The organism is Actinomadura alba (assembly GCF_014323705.1).
GTDB lineage: Bacteria > Actinomycetota > Actinomycetes > Streptosporangiales > Streptosporangiaceae > Actinomadura_C > Actinomadura_C alba.
In genome coordinates, this window is sequence record NZ_JABVEC010000022.1 from 25,863 (window position 1) to 47,634 (window position 21,772).

General features: G+C 70.3%; 14 protein-coding genes. 6 read left to right on the plus strand and 8 right to left on the minus strand.

From position 1 onward, the window contains the following. Positions 1-36: 36 nt before the first annotated feature. Together HKK74_RS25755 and abc-f are read right to left on the minus strand one after the other, a co-directional pair. Entirely contained in the window at positions 37-933 is an 897-nt protein-coding gene (locus HKK74_RS25755; RefSeq protein ID WP_187245929.1) for a Vgb family protein, read from the minus strand. 41 nt (positions 934-974) lie between these two features. Continuing rightward, on the minus strand, positions 975-2,606 hold the full coding sequence (gene abc-f, locus HKK74_RS25760) for a ribosomal protection-like ABC-F family protein (protein ID WP_187245930.1): 1,632 nt from the start codon (positions 2,604-2,606) through the stop codon (positions 975-977). A 121-nt stretch (positions 2,607-2,727) separates the two neighbouring features. Between abc-f and HKK74_RS25765 the strand changes: the two genes are divergently transcribed. Continuing rightward, positions 2,728-3,417: a TetR/AcrR family transcriptional regulator gene (locus HKK74_RS25765; RefSeq protein WP_187245931.1), complete on the plus strand. Its 690-nt coding sequence runs from the start codon at positions 2,728-2,730 to the stop codon at positions 3,415-3,417. Between the two features lie 232 nt (positions 3,418-3,649). On the opposite strand, the gene HKK74_RS25770 is transcribed toward HKK74_RS25765, so the two are convergent. From HKK74_RS25770 to HKK74_RS25785, 4 genes are all read right to left on the minus strand, one after another. Then, positions 3,650-4,828, minus strand: coding sequence for a M14 family zinc carboxypeptidase (locus HKK74_RS25770; protein WP_246491988.1), 1,179 nt, complete (start codon positions 4,826-4,828; stop codon positions 3,650-3,652). A gap of 133 nt (positions 4,829-4,961) precedes the next feature. Beyond that, positions 4,962-6,302, minus strand: coding sequence for a M14 family zinc carboxypeptidase (locus HKK74_RS25775; protein WP_187245933.1), 1,341 nt, complete (start codon positions 6,300-6,302; stop codon positions 4,962-4,964). A gap of 143 nt (positions 6,303-6,445) precedes the next feature. Further along, positions 6,446-6,673 carry a MerR family DNA-binding transcriptional regulator gene (locus tag HKK74_RS41575; protein ID WP_222722732.1) on the minus strand — a complete coding sequence of 76 codons (228 nt, stop codon included), beginning with the start codon at positions 6,671-6,673 and terminating at the stop codon, positions 6,446-6,448. Between the two features lie 79 nt (positions 6,674-6,752). Further along, entirely contained in the window at positions 6,753-7,865 is a 1,113-nt protein-coding gene (locus HKK74_RS25785; RefSeq protein WP_187245934.1) for a serine hydrolase domain-containing protein, read from the minus strand. 350 nt (positions 7,866-8,215) lie between these two features. Between HKK74_RS25785 and HKK74_RS25790 the strand changes: the two genes are divergently transcribed. Next, complete coding sequence (locus HKK74_RS25790) at positions 8,216-10,759, plus strand: phosphotransferase (RefSeq protein WP_187245935.1); 2,544 nt, start codon at positions 8,216-8,218, stop codon at positions 10,757-10,759. Beyond that, the gene (locus HKK74_RS25795) at positions 10,756-12,669 is read left to right on the plus strand and encodes an ABC transporter ATP-binding protein (protein WP_187245936.1); all 1,914 of its coding nucleotides are present in this window, start codon (positions 10,756-10,758) and stop codon (positions 12,667-12,669) included. The genes HKK74_RS25790 and HKK74_RS25795 overlap by 4 nt, the downstream gene beginning before the upstream one ends. 198 nt (positions 12,670-12,867) lie before the next feature. Here HKK74_RS25795 and HKK74_RS25800 read toward each other — a convergent pair whose 3' ends face one another. Beyond that, complete coding sequence (locus tag HKK74_RS25800; RefSeq protein WP_187245937.1) at positions 12,868-14,457, minus strand: amidase family protein; 1,590 nt, start codon at positions 14,455-14,457, stop codon at positions 12,868-12,870. A gap of 242 nt (positions 14,458-14,699) precedes the next feature. Between HKK74_RS25800 and HKK74_RS25805 the strand changes: the two genes are divergently transcribed. Continuing rightward, positions 14,700-15,617 carry a TIGR03619 family F420-dependent LLM class oxidoreductase gene (locus tag HKK74_RS25805; RefSeq protein WP_187245938.1) on the plus strand — a complete coding sequence of 306 codons (918 nt, stop codon included), beginning with the start codon at positions 14,700-14,702 and terminating at the stop codon, positions 15,615-15,617. Between the two features lie 173 nt (positions 15,618-15,790). Here HKK74_RS25805 and HKK74_RS25810 read toward each other — a convergent pair whose 3' ends face one another. Continuing rightward, complete coding sequence (locus HKK74_RS25810; RefSeq protein ID WP_187245939.1) at positions 15,791-17,485, minus strand: HNH endonuclease; 1,695 nt, start codon at positions 17,483-17,485, stop codon at positions 15,791-15,793. A 339-nt stretch (positions 17,486-17,824) separates the two neighbouring features. Between HKK74_RS25810 and trpS the strand changes: the two genes are divergently transcribed. Then, a complete protein-coding gene (gene trpS, locus HKK74_RS25815; protein WP_187245940.1) occupies positions 17,825-18,892 on the plus strand; it encodes a tryptophan--tRNA ligase in 1,068 nt (355 codons plus the stop codon). A gap of 252 nt (positions 18,893-19,144) precedes the next feature. Continuing rightward, positions 19,145-21,757 carry a glycoside hydrolase family 9 protein gene (locus HKK74_RS25820; RefSeq protein ID WP_187245941.1) on the plus strand — a complete coding sequence of 871 codons (2,613 nt, stop codon included), beginning with the start codon at positions 19,145-19,147 and terminating at the stop codon, positions 21,755-21,757. The last annotated feature ends 15 nt before the right edge of the window (positions 21,758-21,772 follow it).

A 21,772-nucleotide genomic window follows, 5' to 3' on the forward strand; every position in this document is an offset into this window, starting at 1 on the left:
GGCACCGGCACCGGTATCGGGTTGAGGCGTTTCGGCTCACGCTGCCAGGCGCGCGACCGCTCCGGTCTCCAGGGCCGCCCATACCGCCCCGTCGGGGCCGACCGCGATGCCGTGCGGCTCTGATGAGGGTGTCGGCAGGTCGTACTCGCTGATCCGGCCCTCGGCGGTGATGTGCCCGATCCGGTTCGCGCCCCATTCGGTGAACCAGCAGCCCCCGGCCGGATCGGCGACGATCGCATGGGGATGCGCCGTGCGGTCCGGAAGAGGGAACTCCTGAACGCGGCCGTCCGGTGTGATCCTGCCGACCTGGCCCGCCGCGATCTCGACGAACCAGAGGGCGTCGTCGGTCCCGAGAGCGATCCCGACCGGCGCGGCGTCGGCGGTCGGCAAGGGGTGGAGCGTCGCCTCGCCGTCGAGGGTGATGCGGCCGATGGCGTTCGCCTGGTTGAGGGTGAACCACAGGGCGTCGTCGGGGCCGGCGGCGATTATTGACGGCAGTGCGCCCTGCGTGGGCAGGGAGAACTCGGTGATCACGCCATCGGCGGTGACGCGTCCGATCCGGTCGGAGTTCATCTCGGTGAACCACAGGGCGCCGTCCGGGCCGGTGGTGATGCCGTACGGCCCGCCGTCCGGAGTCGGTACGGGAAAGGACGTGACCTCGCCGTCGGTCGTCATCCGGCCGACGCGGTGATCTCGAAGCCGGGTGAACCAGAGCGCGCCGTCCGGCCCGGGCGTGATGACGGCCGGTCCGGCCGTGGCGGATTCCAGTTCGTAATGGTCGACGCGACCGTCGATGGTCAGGCGGGCGACCTGGCCCGCGTGGACCATGGTGCACCACAGGGCGCCGTCCGGGCCGGTCGTGATGCCGTACGGGCCGGCCTCCGGTCCCGCCACCGGGATCTGCCGGATCGACGGCCGGGCAAGGTGCTGCATCGAGTTCTCCTCTGTGTCGCAGGCGGTGAGTACTGGTGGCGTCAGGTGCTCGCCGGAACCGGGCCGGTGACGGGAGTACCGGCGGTCATCGCCAGGCGTTCACCTCGCCAGCGCCGACGCAGGCGCCGGTCGTGGCTGACCACGATGAGCGCGCCCGGGTACCCCTCGAGGGCCGCCTCCAGCTCTTCGACCACGCCGAGGGACAGATGGTTGGTGGGCTCGTCGAGCAGCAGCAGGTCGGCGGGTTCGGTGAGCAGGCGTGCGAGCGCCAGGCGCTGCCGCTGACCCGTGGAGAGCCTGCCGACGGGGACCCCGAGCCGGTCAAGGTCGAACAGGCCCAGCGACAGCAGGCGCGAGATGTGGTCGTCCACCGATCCCGGTCGTCCGTGGGCGAAAGCGGCCAGGAGCGTCTGGCGCGGGCGGTCGGCGGCGACCTCCTGGGGCAGGTGGCCGATCCGGCCGCGTCGGGTGACCCGGCCGGTGTCCGGCTCCAGGTCACCGGCCAGGACGCGCAGCAGCGTGCTCTTGCCCGCCCCGTTCGGGCCGCTGATCAGCAGGCGATCTCCGGCCCTGATGGTGAGGGAGAGGAGGTGCAGACGGCCGCGGACCGTCACGTCAGCGGCGTCCAGCACAGTGCCGGGGGCTCCGGTCGTACTCAGTGACGGTGTGAAACGCAATGGCTCCGGCGGCTCTGGAACGGGGTGCTCCTGCAGGCGCCGCAGCCGCTGTTCGGCGTTGCGGACCCGGCCGGCGATGGACTGCTGTACTCGGCCGCCGGCACGGTCGTAGGCCATCTTGTTGCGGTCCTTCATGTCCCGGCCGGGAGCGACCTGACGTGCCGTGGTCGCCGCGACCTCGCGCAGGCGGTCGACCTCGGCCCGCCACTCCTGGTGGGCCTGTTCCCAGCGCCGTCGTGCCGCCGCCCTTTCGGCCAGGTAGCCGGCGTACCCGCCGCCGTAGCGGACGAGGTGACGGCGGTCGGCGTCCACCTCGATCAGGTTGGTCGCGACCCGTTCGAGGAAGACCCTGTCGTGCGAGACCACGAGGGTGGTGCCGCGCCTACCGCGCAGATGCTCCTCCAGCCAGGTGAGCGCGGCGTCGTCGAGATGGTTGGTCGGCTCGTCCAGCAGGAGCACCTCGGGGCCGGCGGCCAGGACCGATGCCAGATGCAGGCGCGCCTGCTCACCGCCGGAGAGACCGCCGAGCCGGCGGTCCCGGTCGAGACCGGCCAGGCCCAGGCCGTGCAGCGCCCGCTCGACCCGGGCGTCGGCGTCATAGCCGCCCCGGAGCTCGAAGACCGTCGCGAGGTCCCCGTACTCGGTCAGGTCGCGCTCATCACCGGCGGCGAGCATCGGCTCCAGCTCCCGCAACCGCGCTTCGATCGTCCGGAGCTCGGCCAGGGCGGCGTCGATGACCTGCCGCACGCTGAGGTGCGCCGGTAGCGCGGTGTCCTGCGCGAGATGACCGACGCCGCCGTCGGCCCTGACCGTGACACGGCCCTCGTCGGGCCGTTCGCGCCCGGCGAGCAGGCGCAGCACGGTGGATTTGCCCGAGCCGTTCTCGCCGATGATCCCGGTGCGGTCATTGATGGAGATCGCACAGGTGACCGAGTCGAGGACGATCCGGTCGCCATAGGACTTCGACACGGCGTGCATGCTGATCTGGGAAGGCATATCGGATGCTCCGAAGCGTCGGTGATCGGTTCCCGCCTGGCGGGGCCGGGGGACACGGCGAACGCTTCACAGGAGCATCTCGACCTCCTTAACGCGACGGATGTAGCGATAAGATGATGCCATGATCCCGACGCGATCCACAAGCGAGATTCCCGGCGCGCCGCTCCCGTCGCCGTCGCACCCGATCGACGCCGCCCCGGCCCGCCGACCCGGCGGGCGCAGCGCGCAGGTCCGCCGCCGGGTACTCGACGCGGTACGGGACCAACTGGTCGAGCAGGGCTACGACGCGCTCAGTGTGGACGTCGTGGCCGATCGCTCGGGCGTGCACCGCACGACGGTCTACCGGCGCTGGCGCGACGTCGGCGGGCTGCTCGCCGACGTCCTGGCCGAGGCCACCGGCGATGACTGGAGCCCGCCGGACACCGGCTCGCTCGAAGGCGACCTCGTCGCGGTCAATCGCGAGGTACACGCCGCACTGACCGGCGACCCCCCGATCACCACAGCGTTGATCGCGGCGTCATTCCGCTCGGAGCAGGCGGGGGAGGCCCTCCGGCTCTTCTGGGCCGACCGGTACGCCCGCTGCTCCGTCATCGTGCGGCGCGCAGTCGAACGCGGAGAGGTACCCGCGCGCACCGACGCGCGTCGGCTCCTCGTCGCGGCCACCGCGCCGCTCTACCACGAGATGGTGCTCCTCCGTACGCCTGCGGGTCCGGACCTCGTCGAGCGATGGGCCGGCGACGCGGCGACGGCGGCCCGAGCGGGCGCGTTCGCAGCCGCGGGCGCCGCCGACCCCATGACCGACCCTGGATGACCGGCCCTGTACGCGGCTAGAGAAAGATCGTTTTCGTGCCTGTTTCGGAAAGATTGCCGGGCGAGAATCACTCGCGGCACCGCTTGAATCGACTCGTGCCGCCTTCCGCCGGATCTGGCGCGGCATGAGGATGCCTGTCCGCCCGGCCCTGGGGCGGGCTGACAGGCATCCTCCGGATCGTCTGTACGGGCGTCCGCAGGCTGGTGGCGGGCCCTATCGGACGCCGTACGGTCTAGCGCTGTGTCTCGGGGATCTCGTTGTACCGGTTGGGATCGATGCGGTGCAGTGAGCCATCACCGAGCCCCTCCAGAATCCCGGTGAGGCCGCGTTCGACGGTCGAGATCAGCTGTCCACGCTTCTTCGCTCCCCAGCTCTGGGTCTGTCCTCGCACCTCGAACAGGGTCGTGCCCGAGCCGTTGAGCGCGAAGCTGCCGAGGCCGGTGCCGGGAAGGTCCTGGTTCTGCGGGTACAGCGTGATGTTGCCGAACGCCGAGTTGCCGTAGCTCCGCAGCGCGTCGTAGGCGGCCACGTTGATTTGGCGTGATAGGTCGAAGTCATAGCGGTCGGCGTACTCGGCGTACTTCGCGCCCGCAGGGCTGCGCGGGTCGGGCACGAACTGTCCCGAGATCGACATGGTCACCCAGTTCTCGCCGTGCTCGTCCAGGTAGCAGGGGGCCTGGTGGTGCAGGTCGACGTAAGCGTCCACGCCGCCCTTCTCAGCTGCGAGCCGCCGGTAGACGTCGCGCACCGTACGCGACTCGGGGTGGATGTACCAACCGGGCCGGCTCGAGGTACCGGGGAAGTCCCCGGCCTTGGGCACGTAGTCGAGGTCAGGGTTGTAGTCGCGGTTGACGTCGAATCCGGGCCGGGAGGCGTAGTCGTCGCCCTGAGTGCTCCCCGTGTAGTAGTTCCAGGCCGGCTGCGCGCCGGCCAGCTGGGGGAAATCTCGTACGACTTCGCCCCAAGTGCGGTCGTTGCCGCGCCTGTCGAGTTCCGCGCCGTCGGGGTTCATCTTCGGGATCGCGACGAGGGTGATGCGATCCCTGAGCTGACGTGCGTAGGGCGTGTTGGCCGACAGCGTGCGCAACAGGCTCACGACGGCGTCGGTGCCGGTCTTCTCGTTACCGTGGATCTCGCTGGTGACCAGGACGGTTTCGGGGCCGGTGCCGACCCGGGCCGACCAGATCGCGCGCCCGCGGTTGGACGTGCCCGCCTGTTCGACGGTCACGATCCCGGGGCGCTGGGCGGCGAGGTTACTGAGCGCAGCGCCGAGCTCGGCATGATCGGTCCAGGATTCAGCGCCGACATCGCCGGTGTTGGGGGAGCACTGGGCGGTTCCCGGCTCCGCGGCGGCCGGCGTGGCCAACGCCAAGGTGCCGCCGGCGAGCACCGCCGCCAATGCAGTGGACAACCATCGAGAACGCCTTGTGAGCATAGAGAGATCCATTCTTGGAGGGTCGTGTCCCGGGACGGGCCTATGGCTGTTCAGCCTTGAATGACGCAACTTCGAATATCTGGTCGATTGATCACGCAGGTACCCGGCCTTAATGCTCGGCCTTCGGGTGGAATCGCTCACGGCACTGCTTGAGATCGATCCGCTCGTGCTCACCACGGTCGACGCGCACCTTGGCGGTCTGCAGGACCGTCCCGTCCGGGCGGGCGCAGGTGAGGGTCCAGGACTCCTGTACGAAGCCGGGGTGCTCGGTGTGCACGCCGTCGGCCTGATAGGGCGGCACCGGGCGAAGCGATGGGTTGACGTCCCAGGTGAAGTGCCCACTGCGGTCGCTGACCTCCATGGTGGAGGTGAGGTGGTTGTCGAAGGCGAGCGGCCGGGTGGTCCCGTCGGGCTGGGCGACCGGGTTGGTCCACAGCGGGAAGTCCTTGGTGATGCGCAGCACCGCGCCGCGGGCCGCCTTTCCGGTGATGACGGAGTGCGCCTCGCGATCGGCCGCCTGCTGGAGCGCCGTGACGAAGGAGCCCCGGACGCCCTTGCCCTCGAACCCGTTCGTTCCGAGGTACTGGTCGACGACGAGGCTCTGGAAGGTCCGCGGAAGGGTGAGCGGGGTGGTGCAGACCTCGACGGTGACGCCCAGCCCGCGGGTGGCGTAGTAGGACCAGTCGATGACCTCGCCGGACGTCTCGTAGTCGTCCGCCGAGGTGGTGTGGTAGTAGCCGTTCTGCGTGCCCATCGCGTCGGCGAAGGACCGGAAGGCGCCGATGTCCTGAGGGAGCCCGGCCTTGTGCTGCAGTGGCGGGTAGAGCATGTTGGCCAGGCAGGTGTGCATGGTGAGGAACGTCGTGACCTGGCGCGTGGAGATCAGATCGCGTACGTTGCGCGTCTCCGGCTCCGACCACGGAGCGGCGCCCTGGTACGGAGGCGACTCGCCCCAGCCGAAGCCGTAGTTGCGGTTCATGTCGACGTTGTTGGCGTTACGCCGGGTGTTCTTCACGAACCCGTCGACGTTGACGATGGGCACGAGGACGATGCGCGTCTTGTCGAGCAGCCCGGTGATCTGGCGGTCCCGGCCGTAGTTCCGTACGAGGTCGAGGCCGAACTCCATGGTGACCTCGCCGGACGGCCATTCGTTGCCGTGGTGCATCCCGACGACGAGCAGCACGGGCTTGCCGTCGCGCCCGGCCGCGTTCTCGGTGATCTCGACGCCGCGTACGACGCGGCCCTCGTGGGTGCGCTCGGGCAGGGTGATCGGCTTCACCAGCCTCGGGTGGCGGCGGGCCAGCTCGGCCAGGTCGGTTTCGTAGTCGGCGAGGGAACGGTAGTCGGTGCGCCCGCTGGGCAGGGCGGACGCCTCGGCGCCCGTCTTCGTCCCGGGCGCCGCCTGGGCGCTCGCCGGGACCGTGGACATGAGCACGCTCGTCACCGTCATCGCGAGACCTGTACAGAGCGTCAGAACGGTACGAGCTATGGGCCGGCGGACAGAGACCTTCATCGGGGTCACCACCAGGGAGGTCGAAGGACGAGTCCTTGATCAACGACTCGAGAAGATCATGTTTGCCGCCGCACGGCGTGTCAATACTGCAAGATCATCACTCGCGCAAACATCGGCTCGGCGTGTCGAGGCCGGTCGAGGTCAGTGAGGGTGCGCCTGTTCGAGGGATGATCCGGCCTCACGCCGACCAGTTCGACCGCCGGCCGCCGATAACGCCGCCGGCCCGAGACCCGGGCAGGCGCCGGGAGCAGGCCGAGCTCCTCCCAGTAGCGAAAGGCGGAGGCGGCGACACCGGTGCGGTCCGCCAACTCGCCGAACCGATGCGCGCGAGCATGCTCCCGCTTCAGACCGGCCGGTGGCGGCGAAGGACGGCTGGCGGGCCGAGGGTCAGCCGTTCGTGGCCGCCCTGCTCACGATTTCGCTGATCTCGGTGACGGCGGTGAAGTCCATGGTGAGCCTGTTCTTGGTCAGCGCGAACGCGATGCCGGTGGCCGGGTTCCCGTAGGCGTAACTGCCGCCCGCCCCCGCCATTCCGAAGGCGTGCTCATCGCCGGCGCCGGTGGTGCCGGGCACGCCGAGGCTGTAGCCCAGCGCCCACGAGGAGGGGTTGCCGAAGACCTGGTCGATGCCGCTCGCCGCCACGGCCGTCGCCTCTCGCAGCCGGTCCCGGGAGATCAGCCGGACGTCCGCCAGATCGCCGAGCACGGCGGAGTACATGCGCGCGATGGCACGGGCCGAGGTCTTGCCGCCGGCCGGGATGTCGGCGGCGAGGATGTCGGGACGGTTGCCCAGCTCCGCCGTCGGGTAGAGCGAGGGCGGCGCGGCCCGGAACATCGGCAGATCCTGCGGCATCTCCGCCATCATCTGCGCGGCGCCCTCCACGTCCTCGAGTCGGGCCAACCTGCCGTGTTCGGAGACCGGTACCCCGAAGTAGAGCTCGTCGGCCACCCCCAGCGGCCCGGCGACCTCCTCGCGAAGGACCTCCGAGATCGGCTTGCCGGTCGCACGGCGGACGATCTCACCGACGAGGTAGCCGAAGGTGTAGGCGTGGTAGCCGACCTCGGTGCCCGGCTCCCACCACGGCTCCGCGTCGGCGATCGCCGCGCACATCTTCTCCCAGTCGCACAGATCCTCCGGCGTGGTGTCCGGCGGTACGCCCGGTACGCCGGCCGAGTGGGTGAGGACGTGCCGTACCGTCACGCCGTCCTTCCCGTGCGCGCCGAACTCGGGCCACAGCTCGACGACCCGGGTGTCGTACCCGAAGACCCCTCGCTCGACCAGCACGTGCGCCACCGTCGCGGTCGCTCCCTTGCCGATCGAGAAGTTGTAGAACACCGTCTCGGAGGTCACCGGCCGGCCGGTCTCGGGGTCGGCGACCCCGGCCACCGCGTCGACCACCGGCTCGCCGTGCCGGTAGACGGCGACCTGTATGCCCCGCTCGGCCCCCGACTCGACCAGCTCGCCGACGGCCTGTTGTACCTGCTTCTGCAGCTCGTTCAACGTCACTCCCGCACGAGGGCCCGGTCGCCACCGCGACCACGTAGGCGGGCTCGCCCACGACCAGCTCGAGCGGTGCGCACGTGGTCAACGTCGCACTGGAGCGCGATGTTGGCATCCAGTGCAAGCAGTGTAGTAAGGCGCACCTCACAACGTGAGTAAGCTTGACCTAACTACTGAGGTAAAATCGGACGTAAGTTGTACCCCGGGGCCAGGGGCTGGCACTCGGGGGCCACTCGTACCCGAGCGCGGGGTTCGAGCGCTGGAAAGCATCGAGCGCTGGAAAGCACCGGACGGTGAGGCCCGTGTTATCTGGACCGGGCCGTCGCCGATGACGGGGGAGGCGCGGTCCCATGAGGCTCTGTTTCATCGTCGAGGACTGCTACCGCCACGACAAGATGCCGTTGGCCGTGGCCCGCCGGCTGGCCGAATGGGGGCATCATGTCGATGTGTTCGAGCCGCGGGGATCGGTCACCAGGATCTCCGAGTTGGCGTACGAAAGCACCCACGATGCCTGGGTCCTGAAAACCGTTTCGGGCGGTCCGGGCATGAGCGTGCTGGATGCGGTGGCCGCCAGTGGGCTGACCACGATCAATGACGCCCGAGCGGTCCGGTTGGTCCGGGACAAGGCGGTGGCGGCGGCCGTCGCCCGGCGTACCAGCCTGCCGTTCCCGATCACCTACTTCGCAGCCGCTCCCGCGCTGCTGCCGCAGATCCCGGCCGAGCACTACCCGATCCTGGTCAAGCCCTCGGGCGGGAGCTCGGGACGCGCGGTCCATCTGGTGAGGGACCGCGCTGAGTTGGCCGACCTCGTGGATCCGTTGGCCGGTGAAGGCTTTCTGCTCGCCCAGCCGTATGTCCCCAACCCCGGCGTGGACTTCAAGGTCTACAGCATCGCAGGGGAACTGTACGCGACCGTCCAGCGCTCGCCGTTGCACCCGGAGGTCACGATAGAAGGCCATCCGGCGCCGCTGACGACCGAGGTTGCCGCGCTGACCGCAGCCGTGGGCGACGTGTTCGGGCTGGACTTATACGGGGTGGATCTGCTGCAGGGGCCGGACGGCTGGGTGGTGGTCGATATCAACGATTTCCCCAGCTTCCGGCATGTGCCCGACGCCGTCCTGCTGGTGGCTCGTTGCATCCTGCGGTTGGCCGCAGCGGGCAGTGCGCGGCGTACCAGGGGCGCGGCCGTCATCCCCCTCCGTGCCGGTCGCGAGACCGCTCACGAGGGCGCCGGGCTGGGCCGCGGGCTCCCGATGCCCGCTGCCGCGGCGGCGACCGGAGGATCCCGTGGGGTGCCCGGGCCCAGCGTGTCCCGGCCCGGCGTGTCCCGGCCCGGCGTGTCCCGGCCCGGCGTGTCCCGGCGCGGAGTGTCCACCCTCGCCCCTGTGGAGCGGCGCCAGGCGGCGACAGTACCGGTGGCCGCCCTCCATCAGGCGGTGGGCCGCCTGGTCGCGGCACTCGAAGACACCGGGGACGACGGCGGTAGGGGCGGCAGCGGGCCCGGCCCGGCGGCACTGCGGGTGGTGTCCGTGCGCCGCAAACCCGGACGGGGGCTGACGGTGTGCTATCGCCGGCAGGACCGGCGGCGATCCGGCGGGACGTCCCGCCCGCTGGTGACCGCCCGGCTGGCCGAACCGGCACTGGGAGACCCTTGTATCGATGAGCTGCTCGCCTCCGCCGCCCCGGCCGAGTTCCGCGGCTGTTGGCCCGGCATCGTGCGCTGCCCCCAGATCGGCCTCAGCGTGCAGGCCTTTCCCCACGACGTCGACCTCCCCGGACTTCCCGCCGCCTTCGCCACCAGCCCACCGGACGGCCGGCTGGCCACGGCGCTGACGGCCGCGGCCCACGCGGTCCTCGGCGATGTGGGCGTACCGGTGACCGAGATGCGGGTGAGCCCGGTCCGCTACCAGCCGGGCACCCGATGCGTACTCCGGTACCACGTGCGGTCGGCCACCGCCGAAGAGCTGGTCTTCTTCGGCAAGCTCTACAACGACCCCGCCGACGCCGCAGTGGTCCACGGGCTCACCCAGCGGCTGTGGGCGGCGCTCGACCGGCCGCTTGACCGGCTGCGCCCGCTCCGGCGACCGGATGACCCGGCGGCCCCGTCCGTACCCCCCGTTGTGCCGCGGCCGCTGGCGCTGGTGGAGGACCTGGGCCTGGTGCTGACCGAGGTCGCAGGCGGTGCCCACGGTGGCGGTCATGTGACGGGTTCGGCCCGCTTGGGACCGTCCAGGCGGCTGTGCTCCGCGGCGGACCCGCCTCGTGCCGCGCTGGCCGGCACCGCGGCGGCGCTGGCCTGGATGCACACCAGCCGGGTGACACCGGAGCGGTACGCGCCGTCCGGCCCCGCCTACGCGGCCCGGGTGAGCGAGTGGTCACAAGCTCTGGCCGGCGCGGTCCCTGAGCTCGCCGGTCAGCTGGGCCGGGTGACCCGGCGCCTCACTGAAACGCTGGCAAGGACCGAGGTCGAAAGCCCCGTCCTCGTCCACGGCGCGTTCAAACCCAGCCAGCTTGTCTTCTGCGGCACCGACCAGCCGGTCATCACCGACCTGGACGGCGCCGGCCTGGGCGATCCGGCGCTCGACGTCGGATACTTCCTCGCCTATCTGCGCCCACCCGCCCTGGACTGCGACCGGGGCGGCACCCGAACCTGGTACGCGGCGGCCAGGGACGCCTTCCTCGGCGCCTACCTGGCGGCGCTGGCATCCCGCGGCGTGCCGGACCTCCGCGCCGGCCTGCAGCGGCGCGCCAGCGCGTTCGAAGCCGCTGTGCTCCTCAAGATCGCGTCACGGCGGGTGCGCCGCGTGAGCAGCCCGCGCGTCGACGAGGTGCGGGCGGCCGTGGCCGGGATCGACCGGTGCCTGGAACGGTCCGCCGGAGGGCGGGACGGATGATCCGCTTTCTGTATCGGCACCTGCAGGGTCACCGTCTGCTGGTCCTGGTCGCAGCCCTTCTGTCCTTCGTCGCGGTGGCCAGCGACGTCCTGTCCGCGTTCCCCTTCAAAATCATCCTCGACAAGATCGTCAACCATCGGGATCCGGCGATCCCGTTCACCGGATGGCTGCTGAGCTACTTCGATCACTTCGGCGCCCGAGGGGGCCTGACCACCGGCGAGGTCCACACCGATCTCAGTGTCCTCCTCTTCGGCGGGCTGATGTTCCTCGTGCTCGGTCTGATCGGCGCGGTGGTCGCGTTCGTCCAGTTGTCGATCGCCGCTGTCGTCGGCCAGGACTTGGGGGCGAGGCTGCGCAAGCGGCTTTTCGCGCACGTCGAGGACCTCTCCCTCGACTGGCACGTGCGCCAGCAGGTCGGCGAGGTCGTGCAGCGGATCAGCGGCAACGTCACCGACATCGAGAAGCTGGTCGCCGACGGACTGGTCGACCTGCTGTCCGGGATTCTCACCCTGGCCGGGATCCTCATCGTCATGCTGATGATCAACTGGCAGTTCACCGTGCTGTCGATGTGCATCGCCCCGGCGTTGTTCCTGACCGTTCTGCTCTACACCCGGTGGGTCAAGCGCAACGCGAAGGAGGCCGCTCGCGCCGCCGGTCAAATCGCTCGCGTGGCCAACGCCGCGATCACCGCGATCGTCGAGCTCAAGGCGTTCACCCTAGAGCGCTGGGCCGCCCGCATCTTCGGCGGTCACGTCGCCCAGCAACGACGCTTCGGTCTGCGGGCCGGACGCCGCCAGGCCGAGTTCAACCCCCTGGTCATCCTCCTCATCACCGTGAACAACGTTGTGATCATCACTTTGGGTGGCTGGATCGCCGCCGGCCACAGCTACACACTGGGATTCCTCACCATCCCGGCAGCCAGCCTCACCGTCGGCACCCTGACCGTCTTCCTCACCTACTCCAAACTGCTGTACCGGCCCATGCGCGACCTGTCCAAGCTCACGGTGCTGGCCTCCACCGCCGCCGCCGCGGCCGGGCGCATCCAGGAGATCTTCGACCAACCCACGGAGGAACCCTCCCGACCCGAGCGCTACACCGGCCCGGCGCGCGTCCACGGTGCCATCGCCTACCACGACGTCGTGTTCGGCTATGAGCCGAACCGTCCGGTCCTCCACGGCGTCGACCTGGAGATCCGCGTCGGCAGCAGCTTCGCCCTGGTCGGTCTGTCCGGCAGCGGCAAGACCACCCTCACCCGCCTGCTGCCCCGCTTCTACCAGCCATGGCAGGGCACCGTCACCGTCGACGGTGTGGACGTCCGCGAGTACCCCCTTGGCATCCTCCGCAACAACATCGCCATCGTGCCGGAGGACGCGGTCCTGTTCGAGGGGACCTTCCGGGACAACATCGCCCTGGACCATTCGGACGCCACCGACGACCAGGTCATGGACGCCGCCCGGCAGGCCCACATCCACGACACGATCGCCCGGCTGCCCGGCGGCTACCACGCAGAGATCCGCGAGCAGGGCAAGAACCTCTCGCGTGGTCAGCGTCAGCGCATCGCCATCGCCCGTGCCATCCTCCGCGACGCCCCGATCCTCATCCTCGACGAGCCCACCACGAATCTCGATGTCGAGGCCGAGGCCGAGGTCCTGCGCGCGCTGGAACGCCTCACCCAGGGGCGCACCGTCATCGTCATCTCCCACCGGCTCAGCACCCTGGGTCACGTCGACGAGATCGCTGTCCTGCAGGCCGGCCGCATCGCGGAACGCGGTACCTACCGGCAGTTGCAGGCCCGAGACGGACCCTTCGCCCGCATGCTGGCCGACCAGGAAAGCTACGCCCCCGGCCCGATGTCGCTCCCGTCGTCGGACGGGACGGGCCCAGTGCAGTTCCTGCGAGATGAGACCTGACGCTCTGACCGAGATCGCCCAGCGACGCGACGTGATCGACGCCTAGAGCGGGTCAGTCACGCATCTCGCGCTCGCCGCCGTTGTCGTTCCTTCCCGCGCCGAACCCTTCGGACGAATCCCGCTGGAGGCGTTCGTCGCCGGAGCCGCCCCTGTCAGCGGTTCCTCCGGTCACCCGAGTCGCCGGCGTCGAGGACGCTCTTACGGTGCGCAGTGCCGGGGTGCCGGGGCGACGGCGCACTGGAAGAGCGTCGGGTTGATCTGCGACGGCGGCCGCCACGCGTGTGACGCCTGCTCGTAGTCGTAGGCGAAGCCGAGCAGCTTCGCCTCCGAGAAAGCCGTGCCGAGGAACGACAGTCCCACCGGGCGGCGATTCGCCGGCGAGTAACCGGCAGGGACGATCACGGTCGGGTAGCCCGCGCGGGCGCCGATGCCGGCGGAGCCGCTGCCCGGGAACAGGATCGACTGGACGTTGTTCTGCGAAAGCGCGTCATCGATACGCGCTCGGCTCTGCGTGAGTCCGGCCTCCCGGTCGGCCTCGTACTTCGCCTTCTCGGCCTCGAGATCGACCGCCTGCGACGCGGTGAGCTGTGTCTGCCCGAACTTCGTGGCCGCGGTCGCGTTCGCGTCGTTGTGGGCGACGATGTCCGCCAGCGTGTCCATGGGCGCGCTGTCCGGCAGCCGGTCGAGATAGGCGTTGAGGTCGCGCTTGAACTCATAGGTCAGGATGCTCGGCGGCAGCCCGGACGTGCTCAGCGTGACGGGGACCAGCGTCGCGCCCTCCCGGCGCAGGACGTTCAGCGCCTCGGCGTAGACGGGATCGGCCGACTCGACGTAGCCGAGCCGGGTCCCCTGCAGCGCCGACGTGGACAGCGACCTGGTGTAGTCGGTGGAGGCGTACGGGGCACCGGCCTCGGTCGCCGGATCCTCGGGGTCGACGCCCTTCATCCAGGTCATCATCGCGGCGGCGTCGTACACGCTGCGGGTCATGGGGCCGGCGGTGTCCTGCGTCGCCGAGATGGGAACGACGCCCGTACGGCTGATGAGGCCGATCGTGGGCTTGACGCCCACCAGGGAGTTGGCGTTGGACGGGCTGAGGATCGAGCCCGAGGTCTCGGTTCCGACCGTCAGCGCCGCCAGCGCGCCGGCTGCTGCCGAGCCCGAACCCGAACTCGAACCGCTCGGAGTCTGGCTGACGTCATAGGGATTGAGCACCTGCCCGCCGAGGGAGCTGTATCCCGACGGCATCCCCGAGGTCATGAAGTTGGCGAACTCGGTGAGGTTGGTCTTGCCGAGGATCACCGCGCCCGCCCCCCGCAGCCGCTTGACCAGGGGCGCGTCGTCCTTCGGGTAGGAGCTCTTCAGCGCGACCGAGCCGGCCGTGGTCGGCATCCCCTCGACGTCGATGTTGTCCTTCACGAGCACGGGTATGCCGTGCAGCGGGCCACGGACACGGTGCCGCTTGCGTTCGGCGTCGAGCCCGGAGGCCTCTTTTACGGCGTTCGGGTTGAGGGCCCGCACCGCGTTGAGGCCGGGACCGTGCGAGTTGAGCTGCGCGATGCGGGCGAGGTAGGCCTCGGCCAGGCCCTTGGACGTGATCTTGCCGCTGTCGAGCAGCTTCTCGAGCAGGCCCCCGGTCGCCGTCGAGAGGTCGACCGGGAGCGGCTTGTCGGTGGAGTCGGCATGGGCGCCGGACACCAGTCCTGCGCCGAGCCCGATGGCCAGGAGGGTGGTCGAGGTGACTGCGGCCGCGATGACGCGACTCCGGACGCGGGTGAGGATGGGGGGCACGACGAGACTCCTTCACCGGGGGCGGGGCATCCAGATCAAAGCAGTATCGATCACACCGTGCGAGAGGCGGCCGGTTGAATTAACAAGATCTTTAAGGGCTGGGATCAGTGGGGTGACACTGTTTCCGGGGGATTAACGGAGAGACGCTGCCGGAGCATTTCGTACGAGACCTGACCCGCACGTGATGACCGGCGGTAGGCGGCCGCATCCCATTAGCTACTCTCGTCCGAGGAGATTCCACCATGCGCATCGGGCTGGCCGTTCCGCAGTACGGCGCGTTCACGAATCCGGACGACATCGTCCAGGTGAGCAGGGCCGCCGAGGCCATGGGATTCGACGGCCTGTGGGCGGGCGACCGCATTCTCGCCCCGCTCGATCCCGCCGACCGCTACCCGGGCGGAGACGGCACGCTGCCGCCTGAGTACCTGAGCTTCCTCGATCCGATCGGCGTGCTGACGCTGGCGGCCGCCGTCACCGACCGGGTCCGCCTGGGCACCAGCACCCTCAACGTGTTGTGGTACCCGCCGGTGCTCCTCGCCCGCACCCTGACCACCCTCGATCTGATCAGTCACGGCCGCCTGGACGCCGGCTTCGGCCTGGGGTGGTCGCGCGACGAGTACGAGGCCGTGAACGTGTCCTGGGCAGGCAGGGGTGCCCGGCTCGACGAGACCCTCGACGTACTCGAGAAGATCTGGTCCGACGCCGTGGTGGAGCACGACGGGCCGCGTTTCTCGATCCCCCCGTCGACGATCGGCGCCAAGCCCGTGCAGCGTCCTCGCCCACCCATCCTGCTCGCCGGCTTCACGCCCGCCGGCCTGAGCCGGGTCGGCCGGCGGGCCGACGGCTGGCTGGGGGTCGGCATGCCCCTGCCCTACCTCACCGGCATGTGGGAGAGCATCCTGCGGGAGGCCGACGCCGCCGGCCGCGACCGGTCCGCTCTGCGGCTCGTGCAGCGGCTCAACCCCCGGCTCACCGGGGAGAAGGCCGAGCCCGACCAGATCCCCTTCAGAGGCACGGTCGGCCAGCTCATCGACTACGCGCGGTCGGCCGCCGGGGCGGGCGTCCACGAGATCTTCATCGACCTGCAGCAGACCACGACGACCACCGGCGAGATGCTCGACATCGCCGCCGCCTTCATCGAAGGCGTCCGCGCCGGATAGCCGGGTGTCGGTGACCACCCCAGGCTGTACGACGACCGCCTCGTGGCAGGGGCGACACAGCGACCGCCGGCGTTGGCCGTGCAGGTGACCGGCGTCAGGCCGGTTGCGGGTTCCGGTGGGATGGCGCACAGTTCACCGCCGTCCGTCTCCGTCCGGGCGCGCCACCCGCGGGCTCAGGCGACCCGGGCGACAGGGCGAGCCGGTTGCAGGTGGGCTAGAACGGCGTTGGCGAGGTCGAGTGGGGTGCCGTCCCAGGCGGGCACGGTGGTGTCGGGCGTGATGACGGCCAGATGCTGATCTTGGATGTCGCCGGTGACTGCTTCTGGGACCGGTACGGCCGGGATGGGGACTCCGGCCGGCGTCGCGAAGCGCAGTTCGCCGTCCAGGGTGAGCCACATGCGGAAGCCGCCTTCGTGTACGAGCCAATGGTGGGCGGTGCACAGCGAGGTGAGATTGTCCAGGTTGGTCGGGCCTCCCCGGCTCCAGTGCACGACATGGTGAGCGTGCAGGTGCGCTCGTCTCTGGCACCCGGGGAAGCGGCATCGCCCCTGGTCGCGGGTGCGTAGGGCGCGACGGAGTCGTACTCCGATCCGGCGGGTTCTGCGCCCCGCGTCGAGGAGGCTGCCGTCGGCCCGGTGGATCAGTGTGACCGTGGTGGAGTCACAGGCGAGCCGTCGTGCGGTGTCGGGATGCAGGGCGGGCCCGTCGTCGAGGTGGCCGCCGGGTGCGCCAGTGTCGTCTTCCGGTACGAGGCCGCTGTCCGGAGCGAGGCCGCTGTCCGGTATGAGGTTGCCGTCCGGAGCGAGGTTGCCGTCCGGAGTGAGGTGGCTGTCCGGCGCATGGTTGCTGTCCAGTGTGGGGTCGCCGTCCGATGTGGAGGTCCTTGTTCGCGTGGCGTTTCCCTCCCGGGTGGGGGCCTTCTCCGGCGCGGGTGCCGTCCTGGGCGTGGGGCGCTTCTGTGGTGCGGAGCCGCCGGGCGGTGTGGCCGGTGCGGGGTGGCTCTCGGCGGCCATGGTCTCGGCGTCGGTGTGGATGATGACCTGGAATGCCTCCGGATCGCTCGCGTCGCGCACCTTCCCGCTGACGTAGGCGGTGAAGATGGCGGTGAGGGCGTCCGGAAGCGCGAGGGGCTCACCCTTGACGATGGAAGGCGTTTCCGTGGAAACGTTGTCTGTGTCGACGGCCTGGGGGGACGCCTTCCCAGAGCCGGAAACAGAGGGAGAGTCCGAGTCAGTGCCAGAGGCCGAGCGGGAGCCGGCGGCCGAGCCAGAGCTGGAATCGGAGCCGGAACTTTGGGCGGCGCGCAGGGCCGCCAGGGCGACCGCGCCCTCCTCGGGGTCGAGGCGGATCGACATGACGAACGAGCCGTCGTCGTCGTGGCGCCAGGTGACCTTTCGGCGGGCGTGGCGTTCGGCGACGTCGTCGCGGGTGGCGTTGCGCATGCCGACGACGATCCGTTCGAGCTGCGCGGCGGTGGTGACCAGGGCGGTCTCGACCAGTGCCGCCTCGTTGTCGGATGTCGCGACCCGGGTGAGCGCACGGACCTTCGAGTACGACAGCCGACCGGATGAGAACGCTTCCGTGGTGACCGGCAACTCCTCGAGGGCACGCGCCACGCGTACCTGCTCACGAGCGGTCGCCGGGCTGATGCCGCACTTCCAGGACAACCACTGCGCGCACGAGCGGATGCCCCAGCCACCCCACGCCTCACGACGGTCGAACTCCGCCAGAAGTAATAAGAAGCGACATGTCGCCGCCGCGAGATGACCTGCCAATTCGCAGATCTCGGCCTCCAGGCGCTCGGCCGCCACGACCGCCTCGTGCTTGATCGGATTGAGCATCGTCATCACCGGCCACTCTCCAGTCATAGAACCTATGTTCGAATCGTATCGAGGGGTGCTGACGGACGAGGCCGCATCGCTGGAGGCGTTTCCGCGGAAACGCCCGGCCGATTCACGGACCGATTCCGAACTGCAGCGGCCGTGTGGACGGCGAGGTGGCCAGGCTGCGGCGGGTGCGCGGCGCCGAAGGTGAGGCGATATCGTGGAAATGTGCGTACGGGTTCACCACAGCTCTGGTGGGCCGCCTGAGGGCGGTCCCACCGACGTGCGCACAGCAGACTGACGTTGACGGCCGCTCCGGCGAGGGCGGCCGTTTCGCGTGGGCCGATCCCGTCGGGCGGTGCGTCCGTACCCGAGGAGCGAGCCATGACCCAGCCCACCGAGCCGGCCCAGCCCACCGAGGCTCAGCGAACCGAGGATCAGCGGACCGAGGATCAGCGCACTGAGGCGGAACGCCTCGTCGTCTCCGGTATCAAGCCCACCGGACGCCTGACCCTGGGGAACTACCTGGGTGCTCTGTGCCGGTTCGTCGACGTACAGCATGAGGTTCGATGCCTGTTCTCGGTCGTCGACCTGCACGCCCTCACCGTCGATCACGACCCGGCCAGGCTGCGCGCGCTGACCCGGGAGGCCGCGACGCTCTACCTGGCGGCCGGGCTCGACCCGTCCGTGTGCGTGCTGTTCCGACAGGGTGACGTCCCTGCGCACGCCGAACTCTCCTACCTGCTGGAGTGCACGGCGTACGTCGGTGAACTGGGCCGGATGATCCAGTACAAGGAGAAGGGCCGCGACCGGCCGCAGACGCGGGTCTCGCTGTTCACCTATCCCGTCCTGATGGCGGCCGACATCCTGGCCTACCGCGCGACCGAGGTCCCGGTCGGAGACGACCAGCGCCAGCACCTGGAACTGGCCCGTGACCTCGCGGTGCGCTTCAACCAGCTGTACGGCCCGGTGCTCGTGGTGCCGGAGATGACACCGGCGCCGGTGGCCGCCCGGGTCATGGACCTGCAGGACCCGACCCGCAAGATGAGCAAGGAGGACCCTGACGACGCGCCTGGCGCGATCCGGCTGCTCGACCCGCCCGACGTCGTGCGCCGCAAGGTGATGCGGGCGGTCACGGACTCGGGCACGCACGTACGGCACGACGTCCAGGCGCAGCCCGGTGTCGCCAACCTGCTCGACATCCTCGGCGGCTGCACCGGTGAGACCGACCTGAACGCGCTGGCACAGCGGTACGCGTCCTACGGCTCGCTGAAGCGGGACGTCGTCGACGCCGTGGTCGCCCTGCTCACGCCCTTGCAGAAGCGGTACGCCGACCTGGCCGCCAACGCCGGTGAGGTGGACGCGGTGCTGCGGCGGGGTGCGGAGCGGGCGACCGAGATCGCCGCTCCCACCATCACCGCCGCCAAGCGCGCCCTGGGCCTGGGCGGCTGAAACGGCGGTCAGGGACACCAGGCGAAACCGGCCAGGAGGTCGGTGACGCGGGCGAGCGGCAGGCGGGTTCCGGCGTGCGTCCGGAGGCTTTTGCATGCCTTCTGACACGTCCGCGCCCACTGGGAGGGTCCCGTGAAAAGCGAGTCATGCGCCGACCTCGGGCTTTCAGGAATCTGGGAGCGCTCCCATGGACTTGTGCCGAAGCCTGTGCCACCGTGACGGGACGTGCCGCCCACCCCGCGGAGGACACCCATGACGTGGCAGGTCTACCGGGCTCTGAGAGTGCCGCTCGCGGCTATGGCGGCGATGGCGCTCACGATGTCGACGACGGCCCTCGCCTCGGCCGAGCCGGACCCGCCGGAACAGGTGCGCAACGGGGACTTCTCCCAGGGCACGACGGCGTGGACCTCGTACGGCACCACGTCGACCGGGGTGACCGGCGGCGAGCTGTGCTCGGTCGTGCCGGGCGGCCTGGCGAACCTCTGGGACGCCGGCGTGCTGCAGAACCTGCCGCTCGTCGCCGGTTCGGACTACACCCTGTCCTTCCGGGCGACGGCGAGCGCACCCGTCTCGATCCGGGTCGCCGTGCAGCTCGCCGACCCGCCGTACACGACCGCGACCGACCAGCGCGTCGCGCTCACGGCGGAGCGCCGGGCGTTCTCGTTCTCCTTCAAGGGGCACGCCGACACCGACCAGGCGCAGCTCGCCTTCCAGCTCGGCGGGCCGGCCGAGCCGTACACCTTCTGCCTGGACGACGTGTCGCTCACCGGCGGCGTCGAGCAGCCGCCGTACACGCCGGACACCGGGCCGAGGGTGCGCGTCAACCAGGTCGGCTACCTGCCCGGCGGTCCCAAGGACGCGACGGTCGTCACCAGCGCCACGGAGCCGCTCGACTGGCAGGTCAAGGACACGGCCGGCGAGGTCGCCGCCTCGGGCCGGTCCACGCCGCGAGGGGTCGACGAGGCGTCGGGGCAGAACGTGCACACGATCGACTTCGGCGCGCTGAAGCGGACGGGCACGGGGTACACGCTCGTGGCGGACGGCGAGACCAGCCACCCCTTCGACATCTCCGCCGGCCTGTACGAGCGGCTGCGCTCGGACTCACTGCGGTTCTTCTACATCCAGCGCAGCGGGATCGCCATCGACGGCGGCCTGGCGGGGGAGGAGTACGCGCGGCCGGCGGGCCACGTCGGCGTGCCGCCGAACACCGGTGACACGGACGTGCCGTGCCAGCAGGGCGTGTGCGACCACCGGCTGGACGTGCGCGGCGGCTGGTACGACGCCGGCGACCACGGCAAGTACGTCGTCAACGGCGGCATCGCCACGTACCAGCTCCTCAACATCGCGGAGCGGGTCAAGACGGCCGTCAGCGGCGACTTCGGCACGGCGCTCCGCGACGGGTCGCTGCGCGTGCCCGAGCGGGGCAACGATGTCCCCGACGTGCTCGACGAGGCCCGATGGAGCATGGAGTTCCTGCTCCGCATGCAGGTCCCGGCGGGTGAGCCGCTCGCCGGAATGGCGCACCACAAGATCCACGACCGGAACTGGACCGGACTGCCGATGGCGCCGCACGAGGATCCGGAGCCACGCGAACTGCACCCGGCGAGCACCGCGGCGACGCTCAACCTCGCCGCGACCGCGGCCCAGTGCGCTCGCGTCTTCGCGCCCTACGACGCGGCGTTCGCCCGCCGGTGCCTGACCTCGGCGAGGACGGCCTACCTCGCCGCCAAGGCGCACCCCGCGATGTACGCGTCGGAGTCGGACGGGAACGGCGGCGGCGCGTACTCCGATGGCGATGTCTCCGACGAGTTCTACTGGGCCGCGGCCGAGCTGTACCTCACGACCGGCGAGAGCCGTTACCTCACCGACCTCAGCGGGTCGCCGCACCACACCGGCGAGGTCTTCGCGGCCACCGGCTTCGGCTGGCCGAGCACCGCCGCCCTCGGCCGCCTCGATCTGGCGACCGTTCCGAGCGGACTGCCCGCGGACGACCGGCAGCGCGTGCGCCGGTCGGTCGTCACCGCAGCCGACGCCCACCTGCGGACGGCGCGCGGTCAGGCGTACGGGCTGCCGCTGCCGGGCGGCGCCGGGTCGTACTTCTGGGGCTCCAACAGCAACATCATCAACAACGTGGTCGTGATCGCCACCGCCTACGACCTGACCGGTGACCCCGTCTACCGAGACGGCGCCCTGCGCGGGATGGACTACGTCTTCGGGCGCAACGCGCTGAACCAGTCCTACGTCACAGGGTGGGGCGAGAAGAGCTCACGGCACCAGCACAGCCGGATGTACGCCCACGACCTCGACCCCTCGCTGCCGGAGCCGCCGGTCGGCTCCCTCGCCGGGGGAGCCAACGCCGGCCTGAACGACCCGTACGCCGCGGAGCTCCTGGCCGGATGCCGGCCGCAGTTCTGCTACGTCGACCACATCGACTCGTACGCGACGAACGAAGTGGCGATCAACTGGAACTCGGCACTGGCCTGGGCGGCGTCGTTCCTCGCCGACCAGGGCGACGGTGCCGACCGGCGGCCGGGCGCCTGCCGGGTACGGTACTCCGACTACGGCACCTGGTCCGGCGGCGGCGGCTTCACCGCGCAGGTGGAGGTCACCAACACCGGCGGCACCCCGGTCGACGGCTGGGCGCTGCGCTTCGCGTTCGTCGGCGACCAGAAGGTCCGCGAGGCGTGGATGGGCAAGGTCACGCAGGCCGGAGCCGTCGTGACCGCCCGCAACGAGACCTACAACGCCAAGATCATGCCGGGTGCCACCGTGCGGGTGGGGTTCAACGCGATCACCTCGGGCGGAGCCAACCCGGCACCGGGCCTCTTCACCCTCAACGGCGCCGCCTGCGGTCTGCAGCCGTAGGCGGACGGGCGGCGT

What these genes read in the sequence shown, in the direction of transcription:
- HKK74_RS25755 (WP_187245929.1), bottom strand. Translation starts at nt 933, where the DNA reads ATGCAGCACCTTGCCCGGCCGTCGATCCGGCAGATCCCGGTGGCGGGA.
- abc-f (WP_187245930.1), bottom strand. Translation starts at nt 2,606, where the DNA reads ATGCCTTCCCAGATCAGCATGCACGCCGTGTCGAAGTCCTATGGCGAC.
- HKK74_RS25765 (WP_187245931.1), top strand. Translation starts at nt 2,728, where the DNA reads ATGATCCCGACGCGATCCACAAGCGAGATTCCCGGCGCGCCGCTCCCG.
- HKK74_RS25775 (WP_187245933.1), bottom strand. Translation starts at nt 6,302, where the DNA reads ATGACGGTGACGAGCGTGCTCATGTCCACGGTCCCGGCGAGCGCCCAG.
- HKK74_RS25790 (WP_187245935.1), top strand. Translation starts at nt 8,216, where the DNA reads ATGAGGCTCTGTTTCATCGTCGAGGACTGCTACCGCCACGACAAGATG.
- HKK74_RS25795 (WP_187245936.1), top strand. Translation starts at nt 10,756, where the DNA reads ATGATCCGCTTTCTGTATCGGCACCTGCAGGGTCACCGTCTGCTGGTC.
- HKK74_RS25805 (WP_187245938.1), top strand. Translation starts at nt 14,700, where the DNA reads ATGCGCATCGGGCTGGCCGTTCCGCAGTACGGCGCGTTCACGAATCCG.
- HKK74_RS25810 (WP_187245939.1), bottom strand. Translation starts at nt 17,485, where the DNA reads ATGACTGGAGAGTGGCCGGTGATGACGATGCTCAATCCGATCAAGCAC.
- trpS (WP_187245940.1), top strand. Translation starts at nt 17,825, where the DNA reads ATGACCCAGCCCACCGAGCCGGCCCAGCCCACCGAGGCTCAGCGAACC.
- HKK74_RS25820 (WP_187245941.1), top strand. Translation starts at nt 19,145, where the DNA reads ATGACGTGGCAGGTCTACCGGGCTCTGAGAGTGCCGCTCGCGGCTATG.